This is a genomic window from Sphingomonas sp. CCH15-F11, from assembly GCF_001557005.1.
Lineage (GTDB): Bacteria > Pseudomonadota > Alphaproteobacteria > Sphingomonadales > Sphingomonadaceae > Sphingomonas.
This window is the reverse complement of the sequence record NZ_LSKG01000061.1, coordinates 25,422-41,779: the sequence shown is the minus strand read 5'-3', so window position 1 is coordinate 41,779 and position 16,358 is coordinate 25,422. Positions and strand designations below refer to the sequence as shown.

General features: G+C 69.4%; 15 protein-coding genes and 1 pseudogene. 5 read left to right on the top strand and 11 right to left on the bottom strand.

Annotation, left to right across the window (positions count from 1 at the left end; all coding sequences use genetic code 11):
• From AX709_RS18860 to AX709_RS05855, 3 genes and pseudogenes are all read left to right on the top strand, one after another.
• Positions 1-285 (top strand): annotated as a pseudogene (locus AX709_RS18860) (hypothetical protein); the annotation flags it as partial.
• Between the two features lie 118 nt (positions 286-403).
• Positions 404-1,849 carry a DEAD/DEAH box helicase gene (locus AX709_RS05860; protein ID WP_066547818.1) on the top strand — a complete coding sequence of 482 codons (1,446 nt, stop codon included), beginning with the start codon at positions 404-406 and terminating at the stop codon, positions 1,847-1,849.
• 8 nt (positions 1,850-1,857) lie between these two features.
• Entirely contained in the window at positions 1,858-2,055 is a 198-nt protein-coding gene (locus AX709_RS05855; RefSeq protein WP_066547817.1) for a DUF1289 domain-containing protein, read from the top strand.
• A gap of 168 nt (positions 2,056-2,223) precedes the next feature.
• Here the strand turns inward: AX709_RS05855 and AX709_RS05850 are convergent, their stop codons facing one another.
• The 6 genes from AX709_RS05850 to hisS form a co-directional block, all read right to left on the bottom strand.
• On the bottom strand, positions 2,224-3,729 hold the full coding sequence (locus tag AX709_RS05850; RefSeq protein WP_066547816.1) for a DUF4139 domain-containing protein: 1,506 nt from the start codon (positions 3,727-3,729) through the stop codon (positions 2,224-2,226).
• A 13-nt stretch (positions 3,730-3,742) separates the two neighbouring features.
• Entirely contained in the window at positions 3,743-5,179 is a 1,437-nt protein-coding gene (locus AX709_RS05845) for a DUF4139 domain-containing protein (protein ID WP_231727437.1), read from the bottom strand.
• A gap of 158 nt (positions 5,180-5,337) precedes the next feature.
• Positions 5,338-6,072 carry a DUF4167 domain-containing protein gene (locus tag AX709_RS05840; protein WP_443026158.1) on the bottom strand — a complete coding sequence of 245 codons (735 nt, stop codon included), beginning with the start codon at positions 6,070-6,072 and terminating at the stop codon, positions 5,338-5,340.
• A 266-nt stretch (positions 6,073-6,338) separates the two neighbouring features.
• Positions 6,339-7,148, bottom strand: coding sequence for a peptide chain release factor N(5)-glutamine methyltransferase (prmC, locus tag AX709_RS05835; protein ID WP_066547833.1), 810 nt, complete (start codon positions 7,146-7,148; stop codon positions 6,339-6,341).
• Positions 7,148-8,224, bottom strand: a complete 1,077-nt coding sequence (prfA, locus tag AX709_RS05830; RefSeq protein WP_066477127.1) for a peptide chain release factor 1 — start codon at positions 8,222-8,224, stop codon at positions 7,148-7,150. The genes prmC and prfA overlap by 1 nt, the downstream gene beginning before the upstream one ends.
• Positions 8,221-9,468: a histidine--tRNA ligase gene (gene hisS, locus AX709_RS05825; protein WP_066547806.1), complete on the bottom strand. Its 1,248-nt coding sequence runs from the start codon at positions 9,466-9,468 to the stop codon at positions 8,221-8,223. The genes prfA and hisS overlap by 4 nt, the downstream gene beginning before the upstream one ends.
• Before the next feature lie 85 nt (positions 9,469-9,553).
• On the opposite strand from hisS, the gene pcaF reads away from it, so the two are divergent.
• Positions 9,554-10,756, top strand: a complete 1,203-nt coding sequence (gene pcaF / locus AX709_RS05820; protein WP_066547805.1) for a 3-oxoadipyl-CoA thiolase — start codon at positions 9,554-9,556, stop codon at positions 10,754-10,756.
• A 19-nt stretch (positions 10,757-10,775) separates the two neighbouring features.
• Here the strand turns inward: pcaF and AX709_RS05815 are convergent, their stop codons facing one another.
• Positions 10,776-11,453, bottom strand: coding sequence for a peroxiredoxin-like family protein (locus tag AX709_RS05815; protein WP_066547802.1), 678 nt, complete (start codon positions 11,451-11,453; stop codon positions 10,776-10,778).
• 272 nt (positions 11,454-11,725) lie between these two features.
• Between AX709_RS05815 and AX709_RS05810 the strand changes: the two genes are divergently transcribed.
• A complete protein-coding gene (locus AX709_RS05810) occupies positions 11,726-12,613 on the top strand; it encodes a LysR family transcriptional regulator (RefSeq protein ID WP_066547829.1) in 888 nt (295 codons plus the stop codon).
• An 11-nt stretch (positions 12,614-12,624) separates the two neighbouring features.
• Here AX709_RS05810 and AX709_RS05805 read toward each other — a convergent pair whose 3' ends face one another.
• The 4 genes from AX709_RS05805 to AX709_RS05790 all read right to left on the bottom strand — a co-directional run bounded on the left by AX709_RS05805 (position 12,625) and on the right by AX709_RS05790 (position 16,150).
• Positions 12,625-13,473 carry a DMT family transporter gene (locus AX709_RS05805; RefSeq protein WP_197418932.1) on the bottom strand — a complete coding sequence of 283 codons (849 nt, stop codon included), beginning with the start codon at positions 13,471-13,473 and terminating at the stop codon, positions 12,625-12,627.
• Positions 13,470-14,552 carry an alkene reductase gene (locus tag AX709_RS05800; RefSeq protein ID WP_066547799.1) on the bottom strand — a complete coding sequence of 361 codons (1,083 nt, stop codon included), beginning with the start codon at positions 14,550-14,552 and terminating at the stop codon, positions 13,470-13,472. Before AX709_RS05800 ends, AX709_RS05805 begins: the two co-directional genes overlap by 4 nt.
• A 5-nt stretch (positions 14,553-14,557) precedes the next feature.
• Positions 14,558-15,532 carry a DMT family transporter gene (locus tag AX709_RS05795; RefSeq protein WP_066547796.1) on the bottom strand — a complete coding sequence of 325 codons (975 nt, stop codon included), beginning with the start codon at positions 15,530-15,532 and terminating at the stop codon, positions 14,558-14,560.
• 66 nt (positions 15,533-15,598) lie between these two features.
• Positions 15,599-16,150, bottom strand: coding sequence for a carboxymuconolactone decarboxylase family protein (locus AX709_RS05790; protein WP_066547795.1), 552 nt, complete (start codon positions 16,148-16,150; stop codon positions 15,599-15,601).
• Between the last annotated feature and the right edge of the window lie 208 nt (positions 16,151-16,358).

Sequence of the window (16,358 nt, the reverse complement as noted above, 5' to 3'; positions counted from 1 at the left end):
CCGCCGATGAACTGGGTCGAGCAGCGGTCGGCCAAATGCGTGCCGCTCGCGCGGTTGGCGGCGGCAACGATTTCACAGAGCGGCAGCATCGACCTGTTGCTGACCGGCGGCAGCCGGCTGCGCGCGCGGCTGGAAAGCGAATGCCCGGCGCTCGATTTCTACTCGGGCGTCTATCTGAAGGGCACGAGCGACGGACAGATCTGTGCCCAGCGCGACACGATCCGGTCGCGTTCGGGCGGCCAGTGTCGCATCACCGCGCTGCGCGCGCTGGTGCCGGGACGCTGAAACTGCGCCCGCCGACCGGGTTCGTCGGAGGCCGCGCGCTTGACAAATGCGGCCAAATCCGCGAGCGCCGGGGGCTGAACGCAGGCCCAATACCGGACGCCCGTTCCCCGGAAACTCCATGACCTTTGCCGATCTCGGCCTCTCCGACGAACTGCTGCGGGCTGTAACCGAATCCGGCTATAGCGAGCCGACCCCGATTCAGGCGAGCGCGATCCCGTCCGTGCTGATGATGCGCGACCTGATCGGCATCGCCCAGACCGGCACCGGCAAGACCGCCAGCTTCGTGCTGCCGATGATCGACATCCTCGCGCATGGCCGCAGCCGCGCGCGGATGCCGCGCTCGCTGATCCTCGAGCCGACGCGCGAACTTGCCGCGCAGGTCGCCGAGAATTTCGAGAAGTACGGCAAGTATCACAAGCTTTCGATGGCGCTGCTGATCGGCGGCGTGTCGATGGGCGATCAGGTCAAGGCGCTGGAAAAGGGCGTCGACGTGCTGATCGCCACGCCGGGGCGGCTGATGGACCTGTTCGGGCGCGGCAACATCCTGCTGACCGGATGTTCGCTGCTGGTGATCGACGAGGCCGACCGGATGCTCGACATGGGGTTCATCCCCGATATCGAGGAAATCTGCACCAAGCTGCCCAAGCAGCGCCAGACGCTGCTGTTTTCCGCGACGATGCCGCCGCCGATCAAGAAGCTGGCCGACAAATTCCTCGACAACCCCAAGACGATCGAGGTGTCGCGCCCGGCATCGACCAACCTCAACATCGCCCAGCGCGTCGTGCCGGTGAAGGCCGACCAGAAGAAGGACGTGCTGCGCCACCTGCTCCGCGAGGAGGACGTCCGCACCGCGATCATCTTCTGCAACCGCAAGACGATGGTGCGCGAGCTCAACAAGGCGTTGCAGCGCCAGGGGTTCCGATCGGCGGAAATCCACGGCGACATGGACCAGTCGGCACGGCTCGCCGAGCTCGACCGGTTCAAGAAAGGTGACGTCAACATCCTGGTCGCCTCCGACGTCGCCGCGCGCGGGCTCGACATCAAGGGCGTGAGTCACGTCTTCAACTATGACGCGCCGTGGCATCCCGACGATTACGTCCATCGCATCGGCCGCACCGGCCGCGCGGGCGCGACCGGCACCGCCTATACCTTCGTCACCAGCGACGATGCCGAGAACATCGCCAATATCGAGAAGCTGACCGGCCAGCAGATCGAGCGCGTCAAGTTCAGCGCGCTGACCGGGCGCGATACCAGCGATGCGCCAGCGCCCGCGGTCGAGGATGCCGAAGACAAGCCGGCCAAGCGCCGGACGCGCGGCAGCAAGGGACGGGGCAAGGACAAGGCGGTCGAGCCGCGCGAAACCGCATCCGAAGTGGTGGTGGCCGCGCCGGCACCGCCCGCGCCGTCCCGTCGCCCGGCACCGTTCAGCGCGCCCGAGGCCGAACGCACCGCCGACAAGTCGCCACGTCGCGACATCCGCCGCGAGGCCAATCGGGTCGACGGACCCGACGAAGGCTGGAACGGCCCGGTGCCGGCGTTCCTGGACGTGACGCTCGCGCGCTGAACGTTGGCATGGTCCCCCAGCCGGACTCCCGGGATTTCGTCGCCAGTCCCTGTATCAACGTCTGCCGCATCGACGACGCGACCGGATGGTGCGCCGGCTGTGGCCGCACGCTGACCGAGATCGCGGGCTGGGTACGGTCCGACCCGGCGGCGCGGCGCGCGATCCTGGCCGAGCTGCCCGCGCGGCTGGCGATGCTGGGAAGTTGATCCAATAAGCGACGCATCATTGCTCGTCTCGCATTCCGCGTCACCCCGGACTTGATCCGGGGTCTCCCTGCCTGCTCTGACGCGAGAAGCAGCGGGGCCCCGGGTCAAGCCCGGGGTGACGGGGAAATGGGTAAGCGTGCCCCCGAATGCCGACGTGCGGTCTGATGGTCAGCGTGCGGTGACGCGATAGCTGAGCGCGCGAGTCGCGTTGCCGGGCACCTCGACGATCCAGATGGCATCGCCATCCTTGCGCCCGAGCGGGGCCGACGTCCGGGACAGATTGCTGTCCCCAATCCGAAAACGGGCTTCGACCCGGACCGGATCGGGCGTCGCATTGCGCAGGGTCAGGCGATGGTCGGTCCAGTCGCCGTCCGACCTCACCGCCTCGACCTCCTGTGTCACCTGCGTCGCCGGGGCGACGCCGATCTCGACGGGTTCGCCCACCGCCTTGTCCTCGACGCTTCCCTGCCCCAGCAGCAGCCGGCGCGTGCCCTCGGTCGCGAACACCGCGACCTGACCGGCGGGCAGCGCGACGCCAAGTCCCCGGTCGGTGCGATTCTGCACGCGCAGCATCGTCATCGGTGCGGATGCGCCACCGCCGAACACGTCAATCGCGACATAGCGTTCGACCGGCACCGCCGACTTTTCCAGCAGCGCGACCTGCTTCTGCGCGTTGGCGGCGACGGTCGTGGCGAAGGGGACCCGATAGAATTTGAGGTCGCCCAGCTCCTCCTGAACCACCTTACGGCTCACCCGGTTGGCCGTGACGACGATTTCCTGCGCATAATCGGCGATCGGCGGCGCCGCGACTGGCAGCGGCAGAGGCGGCGACGGCGGCGGAGGCGGGGGCGGCGGCGCCACGCCGCAGGTGATCTGCAGGGGCGCGGCGGCGGCGTCGCGATAGGGGCGACGATCCTCGCGGTTCACCCGACCCGCGACCACGCCGGTCTCGGCGGCCACGAAGCTGGTCGGATCGCCGCTCGCCAGCGTCACCCAGGCGGTGAGGTCGAGGCTGCGGCCATCGGGGGCGAGGGTCGCGACATAATCCGCCTGCCAGTCGAACCCCCAGGCGAGATAGGACAGGCCGATCGTCACGCGCTGTGCCATGGGCGAGTCGAGTTCCACCGACAGGGTCGGGCGCGCGGACAGGCCCGGCGGCACGCCGTCATAGACGATGTCGTCGTCGGTCGGCCCGCAGTCCGCGGCGAAAAAGCCGTCGCGCGTCTGGACGATCGCCGCGCCGTCCGGCCCCGACCGGATGATCGCCGGCTCCTCGACCACCCGGCCCGATTTCAGATGTGTGCGCCGGATCGTCACCGGCCGGCCGAGCGCGCGGGCATAGAGGCTGCGCGGCGACAACAGGTCGGCATCGAGATTCTTTTCGCGCACCCCGCCAGGCAACCCGGTCAGGATCGCGCTTTCGGCGAACATGCCGCCCGCCACCCCTTCGAAACGCACCACTGCGCGCCCGGCGGGCAGGTCGATCGTGCGGCGTTCGGTGATCAGCGCGTAACCGGCCAGCCAGTTTGCGTCAATCGGCTGGTCCGCACCTCGGTCGGGCGCACGATAGACGGTCACCTGCACGCCCTCCGGCGCGGGCGAGGTCATCACCTGCTGCGCCGCCGCGGGCAGCACGGTGGCGACCAGCGCCGCCATCGCCAGGATACGCCGCATCACCGCCGGCCGGTCAGTAGCGCGTGTCGAAGGTCGCGGTCACGCTCGCCTCGCCATTGGCGGGCACCTCGACGCGCCAGCGCACGCGGTCGGCATCGACGCGTTCGCTCTTCTGGCTTTCGCTCAGGATGCGGCTGTCGTCCCAATAGCTGTCGAGCCCCGCCTGTTCGAGCTCGACCACCGACGCCTGCGCGCGCGCATTGGTCAGCGTGTAGCGCATCGTCGTGCGCCAGCGGTCGCGCCCGATCCGCTCGCGCGTTTCGACGGTGGGCTTGACCTTCACGTCGAACGCCTCGCCGGTCTTGAGCGCCAGCGCCGATCCCATCGGGGTGTGGCCGATGCCGTTCTCGCCGATGAACTGCGGCGCGCCGCGCTGGTCGCGCATATAGACGCGAACCGTACCGGCGGGCAGCGCATCGCCCAGCCCCCCCTGGCGCGAGGTGGAAAAGCGCAGCACCGTGTCGACGCTGCGCGCGTCGTCGCTGCTGCCCAGCCAGTCGTTGCGGAAATAATAGGCCTTGGCCGCGGGCGCGCCGGCGACGTCGAGGAAGCTGACCTGTTTCTGCTGCGCCTGCGCGATCGTCGTGCGCCCGGCGATCGGATAGACGTAGAAGTCGCCCAGCCGCTCGCGATCAGCGGTTTCGGTGCCCGGCCGGTTGCCGGGCGGCGGCGGCGGCGGGGATGCCGGACGCGAATAGCGCCGCACCGGTTGCGCCTCGCCGACCGCGCCGGCAACGAGCAGCGTCCTGGCATCGACAAAGCTGGTGCCGCTGTTGTTGGTCAGCGTCACCCAGCCCTGGACGTCGATCTTGCCCGCCTGTTCATCGAACAGCGCGACATAATCGGCCTTCCAGCCAAAGCCGCGCGAGAGATAGGTCAGCGTGCCGGGCCGCGTGCCCGCGCTGTCGGCGTCGAGCGTCACCGACAGGGTCGGGCGCGCACGCAGGCCGGCGGGCAGCGCGGGGAAGACGATGCGCTGCTGGCCGGGATTGAGCACTTCGATCCGGCGGCCGATCTGAACGACGATGCCGCCATTATTGGCGAGCACACGCGCGGTTTCGCTGGTTTCCGCGCCCGTCGCGGGATTGGTGCGCACCAGCGTCACGTCCTGCCCGACCGCCTTTTGCAGCAGGCGCTGCGGGCTGAGCAGGTCGTAATCGAAATTCTGTTCGACGATGCTGACGCCGTCGGCGGCGAAGGTCACGGTTTCCGGGCGAATCGCGGCGGAGACATCGGCGAACTCCTGGGCGGAGACGCCGCGCGGCAGGTTGAGCTGTCGCCGGTCCTGAATCAGCGCGAGATCATTGTTGTAGATGGTGACCGCAACGTCACCCTGCGCGCCCTTGTCGATCGGCGCGCCATTGCCGGGAAGCTGCTGCGCGCCCGCCGCGCCCGCCGCGGCGATGCATCCGGCAACCATCCAGATCACCGTCGAAACCCGCTGCCGCATCGCCATCCTCCTTTTGCACCCGCCGCCAGGATGGCGGGTCGGATCGCCACATGCCACGGAAATCATTGCGGCAACATGACTGGCGCGCGGCTGGAACGACAACGGCCGATGCCCAGGGGGCACCGGCCGTTACGCGATTGAATCAAGCGGACCAGGGTTCAGGCGACCGCGTCTTCCTCCGCAGTGCGCGTGCGGCGGCGGCGACGCGGCTTGGCCTCGTCCGCATCGTCGGCGCGCGCATCGACGGGCTCCGCGCCGAGCGAGGGCGGCAGCCGGTCGGCTTCGATCCCGGCCGGTGCCGCATCGCTCATCTCGACCGCCGGCATTTCGCGGCGGGGGCGACGGCCGCGGCGCGGCGCTTCGGCATCACCGGCGGCGGGAGCTTCGGCCCGTGCGCCCTCATCGACGCCGTGACCTGCGCCATTGCCGTTGAAGCGGGCGGGACGATCCTCGCGCACCGGACGATCCTCGCGCGCTTGGCGCTCCTCACGCGGCTGGCGTTCGGCGCGTTGCGCGCGCGCGGGCTGCCGCGACGATTCGCGCTCCTCATCCTGACCGTCGCCGTCGAATTCGATGTCGTCATCCTCATCGTCGAAGGACGAATTGTCGTCGCGCTCCTCGCGGCCACGACGATTTTCCTCGAAGCGCGAGCGCGATTCGTTGAGCACGCGGAAATAGTGATCGGCGAACTGGAGATAATATTCGGCGTTGACCCGGTCGCCCTGCATCTGTGCATCGCGCGCCAGATTCTTGTATTTTTCCAGCAACTGCGCGGCGTTGCCCCGGGCACGATTGTCGATGCGGTTGCCGTTGTCGGGACGATTGGGGTTCCCGCCACCCTGCGAGCGTTGCCCGCCACGACCGCGACGGCGGCCGGCCTGACGATTGTTCATCAAGATAATCTGGTCCTGTCCTAAAGCCTGTTCGCTGATCCACTCGATCCAGGATTGCGTGGTTCGTCACGAGACGCGGCGGCGAGCCGACGCGATCCGCTAGCCATGGCCGCCGGACTGCAGCGACTGTCATGACGTGGGGTGGAGCGGCGATCATTTCGTTCAACCGCCGACAGCCGGCGTGGTCGAAACTCGTTAGCCCCGCCCCTGCTCTAGCCGGGCGCGCACCGATCGCCAAGTGAAATATGGTATTGGCCGCAACCGTTTCAACGCACGATCACCGCGCGCGGTCGCCCGGCCAGGTCGTGGCGCAGCGCGGTCGCCAGCCCCGTCGCGCGCACCAGCGCGGTCACCGCGTCCGCCTGGCAATGTCCGATCTCGAGCGCGGCCATCCCGCCGGGCGCGATCAGGTGCGGCAGTTCGGGGACGATCCGCCGATAGGCATCGAGCCCGTCCGGTCCCGCGAACAGCGCCTCGGGCGGCTCGTGCGCGCGGACCTGATCGGGCAGCGGCTCGTCCACCCCGATATAGGGCGGGTTGGCGAGCACGAGGTCGAACCGGTCGTCAATGCCCTCCGCCCAGTCGCCCCAGCCGAAGCGGGCGCGGCCAGACATCCCCAGCATCGCCGCGTTACGGCGCGCATAGTCCAATGCGACGTCCGACGTGTCGCGACCGAATCCGACCGCATCGGGCCATTGGGCAAGTGCGGCGAGCAGCAGCGTCCCGGGTCCGGTGCCCAGATCGAGCACGCGTGCGGGTGCCGCAGCGCCGAAATGGTCGACCGCCGCCTCGATCAGCGTTTCGCTGTCCGGGCGTGGGATCAGCACGCCCGGCCCGACGGCCAGCGTGATCGTCCAGAAATCGCGCGATCCGGTCAGATAGGCGACCGGCTCGTGCGCCAGTCGACGCTCGACCAACCCGGCAAAGCCCGCGGGTTCGGGCGCGTCGAGATGGCGCAGCAGCAGATCCTGCCGCGCGCAGCCCAGCGCGTGGGCCATCAGCAGTTCGGCATCGAGCCGGGGTGTGTCGCTGACCGATGCCAGCCGCGCCGTCGCCGCGTTCAGCGCCGCGCGGATCACGCCGCGTCGAGCTGCGCCAGCCGCTCGGCCTCGTCCTCGGCGATCAGCGCGTCGAGCAGCTCGTCCATCTCGCCCTGCAGGATTTCGGGCAGGCGGTGCAGCGTCAGGTTGATGCGGTGATCGGTCACACGGCCCTGGGGGAAATTATAGGTGCGGATGCGTTCCGACCGGTCGCCCGATCCGACCATCGACTTGCGCGCGCCCGCCCGCGCGCTCGCCAGCCGCTCGCGCTCCGCCTCGTACAGGCGGGTGCGCAGGACCTTCAGCGCCTTTGCCTTGTTCTTGTGCTGCGACTTCTCGTCCTGCTGGATCACGACCAGCCCGGTCGGCAGATGGGTGATGCGCACCGCCGAATCGGTGGTGTTGACCGACTGCCCGCCCGGCCCCGACGACCGGTAGACGTCGATGCGCAGGTCCTTGTCGTCGATCTGGACGTCGACATCCTCCGCCTCGGGCAGCACCGCGACGGTCGCGGCACTGGTGTGGATGCGCCCGCCGCTTTCGGTGACCGGCACGCGCTGGACGCGGTGAACGCCGCTTTCGAACTTCAGCCGGGCGAACACGCCCTGGCCGGTGACCGATGCGACGATTTCCTTGTAGCCGCCGGCTTCGGACGCGCTGGCGGAGATCAGCTCGACCCGCCAGGCGCGGGCGTCGGCGTAACGCTGGTACATGCGGAACAGGTCGCCGGCGAACAGCGCGGCTTCGTCGCCGCCGGTGCCGGCGCGGATTTCCAGCATCGCGGGGCGTTCGTCGGCGGCGTCGCGCGGCAGCAGCGCGAGTGCCAGGTGCCGCTCCGCCGTCTCCAGCGCGACGCGGTTGGCGTGCAGCTCGTCGGCCGCCATCGCGCGCAGCTCCTCATCGCCGTCGCGCGTCATCGCCTCCAGCGACCGCGCCTCGGCGCGCAGCCGCCGCACCGCGCCCGCGGCGGTCGCGACCGGCTCCAGCTCGGCATATTCCTTGGACACCGCGACGAAGCGTTCGCCCGCCAGGTCGCCGGTCGCCATCAGCGCCTGCAACTCATCGCGCCGCGCCTCGATCGCGGCGATGCGGTCGGGGGGGATGCGGGTCATTGCGCGTTCATTATCCCCGCGATGATCGCGCGGATTGGCGCAACTTCTTCGTGGGCCAGTTTGGTGTTGAACGAGTAGCTTGGATTGCCGCCGTCACGCCGAAGGCTGATCAGGATGCGTCCGTTCAATCGCGCGGCCTTGTCGAACCGCTTGCGGGGAGACCCCGATGTTACCGCCTCGGCAGAGTAACCCGCATCGCGAACCTTCCGAAGAAGTGTCGGCATAATCGTCAGCAGCGTGTCGTCCTCGAGCGCGATCACAAGGTCATTTGATGCGCTCTCCGGCTCCGCAATCAGCATCGCCAGCCGTTCGACCCCGGCCGCCCAGCCGACGCCCGGTGTGCTCGGGCCCCCCAGGCTCTCGATCAGCCCGTCATAGCGCCCGCCGGCCAGCACCGTGCCCTGCGCGCCCAGACGGTCGGTGACGAACTCGAACGCGGTGTGGCGGTAGTAATCGAGCCCGCGCACCAGCCGGGCGTTGCGGGTCCAGGCGACGCCCGCCGCGTCCAGTCCCGCCGTCACCGCGCCGAAGAAATCCGACGCCGCCCCCGTCAGGAACTGGTCGATGTCGGGCGCGCTGTCCGCAATCGGCCGGTCGCGCGGGTCCTTGCTGTCGAGGATGCGCAGCGGGTTCTTGTCGAGCCGCGCCAGGCTGTCCTCCGACAAGTCCGCGCGGTGGCTCTGAAAATGCTCAACCAAAGCCGCGCGCCATGCGTCGCGCGTTTCGGCGTCGCCCAGCGTGTTGAGCTGCAATGTCACGCCGTCGCTGATCCCCAGCTCGCGCAGCAATTGGTCGGCGAACGCCAGTAATTCGACATCGGCGGCGGGTTCAGCCGCGCCGATCACTTCGGCGTCGATCTGGTGGAACTGGCGGAACCGGCCCTTTTGCGGGCGCTCATAGCGGAACACCGGGCCCGACGTGGCGAGTTTCAGCGGCGCATATTGCTGCCACCCCTCGGTCAGATAGGCGCGCGCAATGCCGGCGGTGAACTCCGGGCGCAGCGTGATCGAATCGCCGCCGCGATCCTCGAAGGTATACATTTCCTTCGACACGACATCGGTGGTCTCGCCCAGCGAGCGTGCGAAAACCGCGGTGGATTCGAACACCGGAATGTCGACGCGCTGAAAGCAATAAAGCGCGCGCACGCGCTCGAACGCGGCGAGCACCGTTGCGAAGCGGCGCTGCTCGGGTCCGAAAATGTCCTGAGTGCCGCGAATACGGCCCGGGGTCTGTATCTTCGCCATTTGCGCGCGTTCCTTAATTGCGTCAGGGGACAAACGCCAGTGGCGGCGGTGTGAAACCGCAATCGATATTAAGGGGCTTTCGACCATGACCGACGCGCTGATCTGTGACGCGGTGCGCACCCCGATCGGGCGCTATGGCGGCGCGCTGGCCGGCGTGCGCCCCGACGATCTGGCCGCGGTGCCGATCGCGGCGCTGGCGGCGCGCAATCCGGGGCTCGACTGGCGCGGGGTCGACGACGTGATCCTGGGCTGCGCCAACCAGGCGGGGGAGGACAATCGCAACGTCGCGCGCATGGCCGCGTTGCTTGCGGGCGTCGGCACCGATGTGCCGGGCACGACGATCAACCGGCTGTGCGGATCGGGGATGGACGCGGTCGCGATGGCGGCGCGCACGATCCGCGCGGGCGACGGGGAACTGATCGTCGCGGGCGGGGTCGAGAGCATGACCCGCGCGCCCTTCGTGATGGGCAAGGCGGACAGCGCCTTTTCCCGCAGCGCCGACATCCATGACACGACGATCGGCTGGCGCTTCGTCAATGCGCGGATGAAGGCCGAATTCGGGATCGACTCGATGCCCGAGACCGCGGAGAACGTCGCCGCCGAGTTCGGGGTCAGCCGTGAGGACCAGGATCGGTTCGCGGTCGAAAGCCAGCGCCGCGCCGCCGCCGCGCAAGCCTCGGGTCGCCTCGCCGCCGAGATCGTCCCCGTCACCATTCCCCAGCGCAAGGGCGACGCGGTGATCGTCGACCGCGACGAGCATCCGCGCGAAACCAGCCTGGAGGCGCTCGCCCGGTTAAAGCCGATCGTGCGCGCCGATGGCACCGTCACCGCGGGCAACGCGTCGGGCGTCAATGACGGCGCGGCGGCGCTGATCATCGCCAGCGAGGCAGCGGCCGCGCGTCACGCCCTGACCCCGCGCGCGCGCATCCTGGGCTGTGCGGTCGCGGGCGTGCCGCCGCGCATCATGGGGATCGGCCCGGCGCCGGCATCGCGCAATCTGCTCGACCGGCTGGGGCTGGCGATCGGCGACATCGACGTGATCGAACTGAACGAAGCCTTTGCCGCACAGGGGCTGGCGGTGCTGCGCCAGTTGGGCGTCGCGGACGATGCGGCCCATGTGAACCCCAATGGCGGCGCGATCGCGCTCGGCCATCCGCTCGGCATGTCGGGCGCGCGCCTCGTGCTGACCGCGACCGAGGAACTACATCGTCGCGGTGCCCGCCGGGCGCTGTGCACCATGTGCATTGGCGTCGGCCAGGGCATCGCGATGGTGATCGAGCGGGTCTGACACCCCCGCCCGATGCGGGTCAGGCCAGCGCCGGGGCGGCGGCGCGGCGGATCGCCGGCAGCATTTCGGCGGGTTCGGGGCGCCGGGTATAGTCGGGATTGACCTCGGCATAGGTGATGATCCCGTCGCTGCCGATCACGAAGCGCGCGGGCATCGGCAGCGTCCAGCTGTCATCGCCGTTGAACGCGGGCAGCTGGTTACCGAGCGACTTGTAGAGATCGACCAGATAATCGGGCAGCGCGAAACGCAGGCCGAACGCGGCGGCGACGTCGTTGTGCGGGTCCGACAGGATCGGAAAATCAAGCGCATTCTCGCGCACCGACTTGCGGCTGTTGACGCGGGTCTGCGGCGAAATCGCGACCAGGCCGGCCCCAGCCGCCTGGAACGCGGGCAGCGCATCCTGCAGCGCCTGCAACTCCATGTTGCAATAGGGGCACCACACGCCGCGATAGAAGCTGAGGACCAGCGGGCCGCGCGCCAGCAGCGCGGCCGACGACACCGCTGTGCCGTCGGGTGCGGCAAGCGTGAAGTCGGGCGCGCGGTCGCCCGCCTTGCGGGCGCGTCCCGCCGCGCCCGAAGCGATCAGCTCGGCGGTCGCACGCGCCATGATCGGATGGATATGGGCGGGCGCGTTGAACGGCGGCCTGCCGGATTTGAAATCGGCCTTGAAGGCGTCGAGGCGGTCCTGAAGCGTCATGTCATGGTTCCCTGGGGTAAGGCGAAAGCGAAGGTCAGCGTCGAAAGGCGTGGCGCGCGAGCGGTGCGGCGGCGACCATGATCGCGGTGGCGAGGCTGCCGGTGACCTGCAGCGTGAACATCGCGTCCCGAACCATCTGTCGCAGCATCATCGTCGCTCCTGCCGGCGTGCCGACGGGCGATCCGCCGGCTTGGTGAAAGACGGATGCGCGATTGCGGCGCGACAGGGCAGCCGGGTTGGGGCAATAGTATTCATTCCAAGGGGGAATGGTGATGGACCGATTCCAGGCAATGACCACGTTCATCCGCGTCGTCGACACCGGCTCGTTCTCGGCGGCGGCGCGACAGACCAATGTCGGCCAGCCGGCCGTGTCGAAGCTGATCGCCCAGCTCGAGGACCGGCTCGGCGTCCGGCTGATCACGCGCACCACGCGCGGGCTGTCGCCGACCGAGGCCGGGCAGCGTTACTACGAACGCGCCCGCCGCGCGCTGGAGGAAGCCGACGAGGCCGAACTCGCCGCGCGCGGGGCCGGGCGGGGCCTGAGCGGACGGCTGCGCATTTCGGCGGCGACGACCTTTGCCCGAATCCACGTGGTGCCCCGGCTGCCCGCATTCCTGAGCGAACATCCCGAACTCGATCTGGAGGTCGTCATGGACGATCGGGTGATCGACATGGTCGAGGAAGGGATCGACGTGTCGCTGCGCATGGGCGAGCTGCCCGATTCGACCGCCACCGCGCGGAAAATCGCGACGGGCCGGCGGTCGCTGCTCGCCACCCCGGCCTATCTGGCGCGGGCCGGCGCGCCGCAAAGCCCGGCCGATGTCGCCGATCACAATGCGGTCGTGTACACGCATTACGACACGCACCACTGGACCTTTCGCAACGCCGCCGGCGGCGAGGCGTCGGTCAAGGTCGGCGGGCGGCTGCACGTGACCGCGGCAGAGGGGCTGCGCGCCGCGGTGCTCGCCGATATCGGCATCGCGGTCGCGTCCGACTGGATGTTCGCGCCCGAACTGGCGAGCGGCCACGTCGTGCGCCTGCTGGACGGCTGGGCATTGCCGCCGATCGACCTGTGGGCGGTGTTCCCGACCGGCCGGCTGGCGAGCGCGAAAGCGCGGACCTTTGCCGATTTCATCACCGCGGCAATGCGCGAAGCCTGACCCGGGCGGGCTCAGGCGCGACGAAGCGTCGCCGCGATGCCACCGAGGATCAGCGCCGCCGCAACCGCGAGCCGCACCGTCAGCGGCTCGCCGAGCAGCACCGCGGCGGCGAGCGCCGCGACGACCGGCGTCGCCAGCTGGGCCGCACCGACGGTCGCGTGGGGCAGGCGCGGGACCACACGATACCACGCGACGTAACCGAGGCCGGACGCGAATGCGCCCGAGGCGATGGCGAGCGCAACGCCGCCAAAGGCCGGGGCGGGACCGGCATCGAGCAGCGGCAACGGCGCCGCCACCAGCGCGGCGACCAGGAAGTTACCCGCCGTCCGCCGCGCGGGATCCGCTGCCGACCGGCCCAGCACGGAATAGAGCCCCCACGCAATGCCCGCGACGACCATGCCGAGCATTGCCAGCACCGGCCCGGCTTCCGCACGGCCGCCGATCAGGACGACGACCCCGGTCATGGCCATTGCCACCCCGGCCAGGTCGATGGCCCGAACCCGATTGCCCGACAGCGCGCCGGCGACAAGGATGGTGGCCTGGACCGCGGCAAACAGGACCATCGCGCCGGTCGCGGCGTTCAGGCGGACATAGGCAAAGGAAAACGCGCCGCAATAGACGAGCAACGCCAGCGCGCCCCGCCAGCTGGGGCGTTCGCGCGGGCCACGCAGCAACCAAGGCAGCAGGATCGCCGCGCCGGCGGCAAGCCGGATTGCGGTGAAGCTGCCCCAGCCGATCTGGCCGGTGCCGAGCGCGGCGCGCGCCAGCAGTGAATTGCCCGCAAACGCCAGGATGGCGAGCGCGACCAGCACGACCGTGGTGCCGCGCACCCGCGCCGCCGATCCCCCCGGTTCGATCACGCGGCGAACGGATAGTCGATATAGCCGTCCGCGCCGCCGCCATAGATGCGCGCGGCGTTGAGCGGGTTCATCGGCAACCCCTCGGCCAGGCGACGGGGCAGGTCGGGGTTGGCGATGAACAAGCGGCCGAACGATGCCGCATCGATCTCGCCCGCTTCCAGCGCGGCGCGGGCGCGATCGCCGGTATAGCTGCCATTGGCGATGTAATTGCCGCCGAACGCGCGCCGCACCACTTGGGGGTCGACGATCCGGTCGAACGGGTCGCCGCGCGGATCGCTGGGCTCCACGCAGTGGAGATAGGCAAGCCCGCGCTTGCCGAGCTGTTCGGCGAGATGGCCGAACAAGGGCGCGGGATCGCTGTCGCTCATGCCGTTGATGGTGAGCGAGGGCGACAAGCGGATGCCGACCCGGTCCGCGCCCCACACGCCGATCACCGCGTCGGTGACCTCAAGCGTCAGGCGGGTGCGGTTCTCGATGCTGCCGCCATAATCGTCGGTGCGGTGATTGGTGCCGTCGCGCAGGAACTGGTCGAGCAGATAGGCATTGGCGCTGTGCACCTCGACCCCGTCGAATCCGGCCGCCTTGGCATTGATCGCGGCGCGGCGATAATCCTCGATGATGCCGGGGATCTCGTCGCGTTCGAGCGCGCGCGGGACGACGAAATCCTGTGGCCCTTCATAAGTGAAGGCATGGCCCTCCAGTCCGACAGCACTGGGTGCCACCGGCAGCCCGCCGCCGGGTTGCAGCGAGGGGTGCGACAGCCGGCCGACATGCCAGAGCTGGAGCATCATCCGCCCGCCGACCGCATGGACGGCATCGGTGACGCCGCGCCAGCCATCGACCTGGGTTTGGCTGTGAATGCCCGGCGCGCCGGCATAGCCCTTGCCCTGCTGCGAGATGTGCGTCGCTTCGGACACGATCAGCCCGGCGGTGGCGCGCTGGGTGTAATAGGTCTGCTGCAATTCGTGCGGGGCGTCGTCGGCGTTGGCGCGGGTGCGCGTCAACGGGGCCATGACGATGCGGTTGGGGGCCTGGATCGCGCCATAACGGATCGGCTGGAACAGGGGATCGTCGGTCATCGTGATTATCCTTCGACGGGCGTTGACGAACGCGGGTGCGTGAAAAGCGGGCGGAAAAGGCCGATTGCGGTCACCAGACCAAGGGTCGCCAGCCCGGCCCCGGTCCATTCCGGCACGGTCGGCACCGCGCCGGTGACGACGATGCCGACGACCAGCGTCGCGGCCGGGACGATCGCGGGGAACAGCCCGGCCTTCGCCGCGCCGAGGTGACGCACGGCAACCCCGAAGGCGATCACGGCGAGGACGCCGGACAGCAGACCCTGAACGGCGAGTTGCGCGACCAGCGTCCCCGCCGGCAACGCGGTGATCCGGGCGGTATCGCCCCAGGCCAGCGTCGCGGGCACGACGACGATCGCCGAGACGGTCGATACCGCGGCGGTGACCGCCAACGGGCCGAGCTGCCAGCGTTTGATCAGGACGGTGAAGCCGGCCCAGCTCAGCCCGGCGGCAATGAACAGAAGGTCGCCGATCCACACATGGCCGCCGCCCATGGCGCTGGCGTGGCTGGCGATGACGGCAAGCCCCGCGACGATCAGGCCGACGCCGACCAGCTTGTCGCGCGTCAGCCGCTCCTTCAGGAGCAGCGCGGCCGCGAACATCGATGCGAGCGTGATGGTCGAGGGCTGGATGACGGCGCCATGCGCGAGCGGCGCGAAGACATAGCCGCCGGTGCCGAGCAGGATGAAGGGCGGGCCGGCGAGCAGGGCGAGGATGATCGCGCGCCGCCAGCCGACCCCGCCCAGCGTGCGCGGATCGTTGCGCAGCAGCCACGGCAGCATGACGAGCGCGGCGGTGCCGAACCGGAGCAGGACGAAATCCTGCGGCAACAGCCCGATCGCGGTGCCCGACTTGGCAGCCACGAGATAGGTCGCCCAGATCACCGCGGCGGTGACGCCGGCCGCGATGCCGGCCAGGACGGGCGAAGGGACAAGGGAAGCCCCGCCATGCCGCACGTTCCGGGAGGAAAGGAAGAGGGCCATGGCGGGGCTCCGAAGGGTCGGCCCGGCGTCGAGGGGGAAAGGCGACGCCGGGCCCGGAGAAGGTCTTCAGGCGGCGAGCGCGACATCCAGCGCCGGCGCGGCGGGGAAGTCGACCGGCACGCGGGTGGTGGCGTGCAGATAGTTGGTGACGGTCTTGTCGCCGATGGTGACGATCACGTCGACCAGGTTTTCCTTGGTCCAGCCGGCGGCGAAGAAGGCATCGACCAGCGCCGGATCGGCATGGCCGCGATTGATCGCGATCGAGCGGGTCAGCTTGGCAAGCGCGTCGAGCTTGGCGTCGAACCCGGCGCCACCGGCGCGGATCTCGAGGATCTGGCTGTCGGTGAAGCCGTTCATCTTGCCGAGCGCGGTGTGCGCGGCGAGGCAATATTCGCAGTCGTTCACCTGGCTGACGACCAGATTGACGACTTCGCGCGCCTTGGCGTTGATCGACGACTTGGCCGACTGCAGCGCGAGATAGGTGCCGAGCGCATTTTCGGAATGGGCGAGCGTCGCATAGAGATTGGGGACGAAGCCCAGCTGACCCTGCAGCGCGTCGAACAACGCCTGGTTCGAGGGGCTGACGCTGTCGCGGGTCGGAACGGTGATGGCGGTCATGGGGCAAATCCTTTGGCGGGGCGGCGAAAGTGCCGTGAGCTCCAGATGCCCCGTCGAGGCCGCGCGCGGCAGCCCGGCCGTAGCAATAGCATCCATGCCTGAGCGGAATGAGCGCGCGCCCGGCCCGGCATCCGGATGGCGGCCCGGACGTCGCCGGTCCGGTGACACATACGTATGCCGATCGGTGTCATGGCCGCGCCGCATGCTA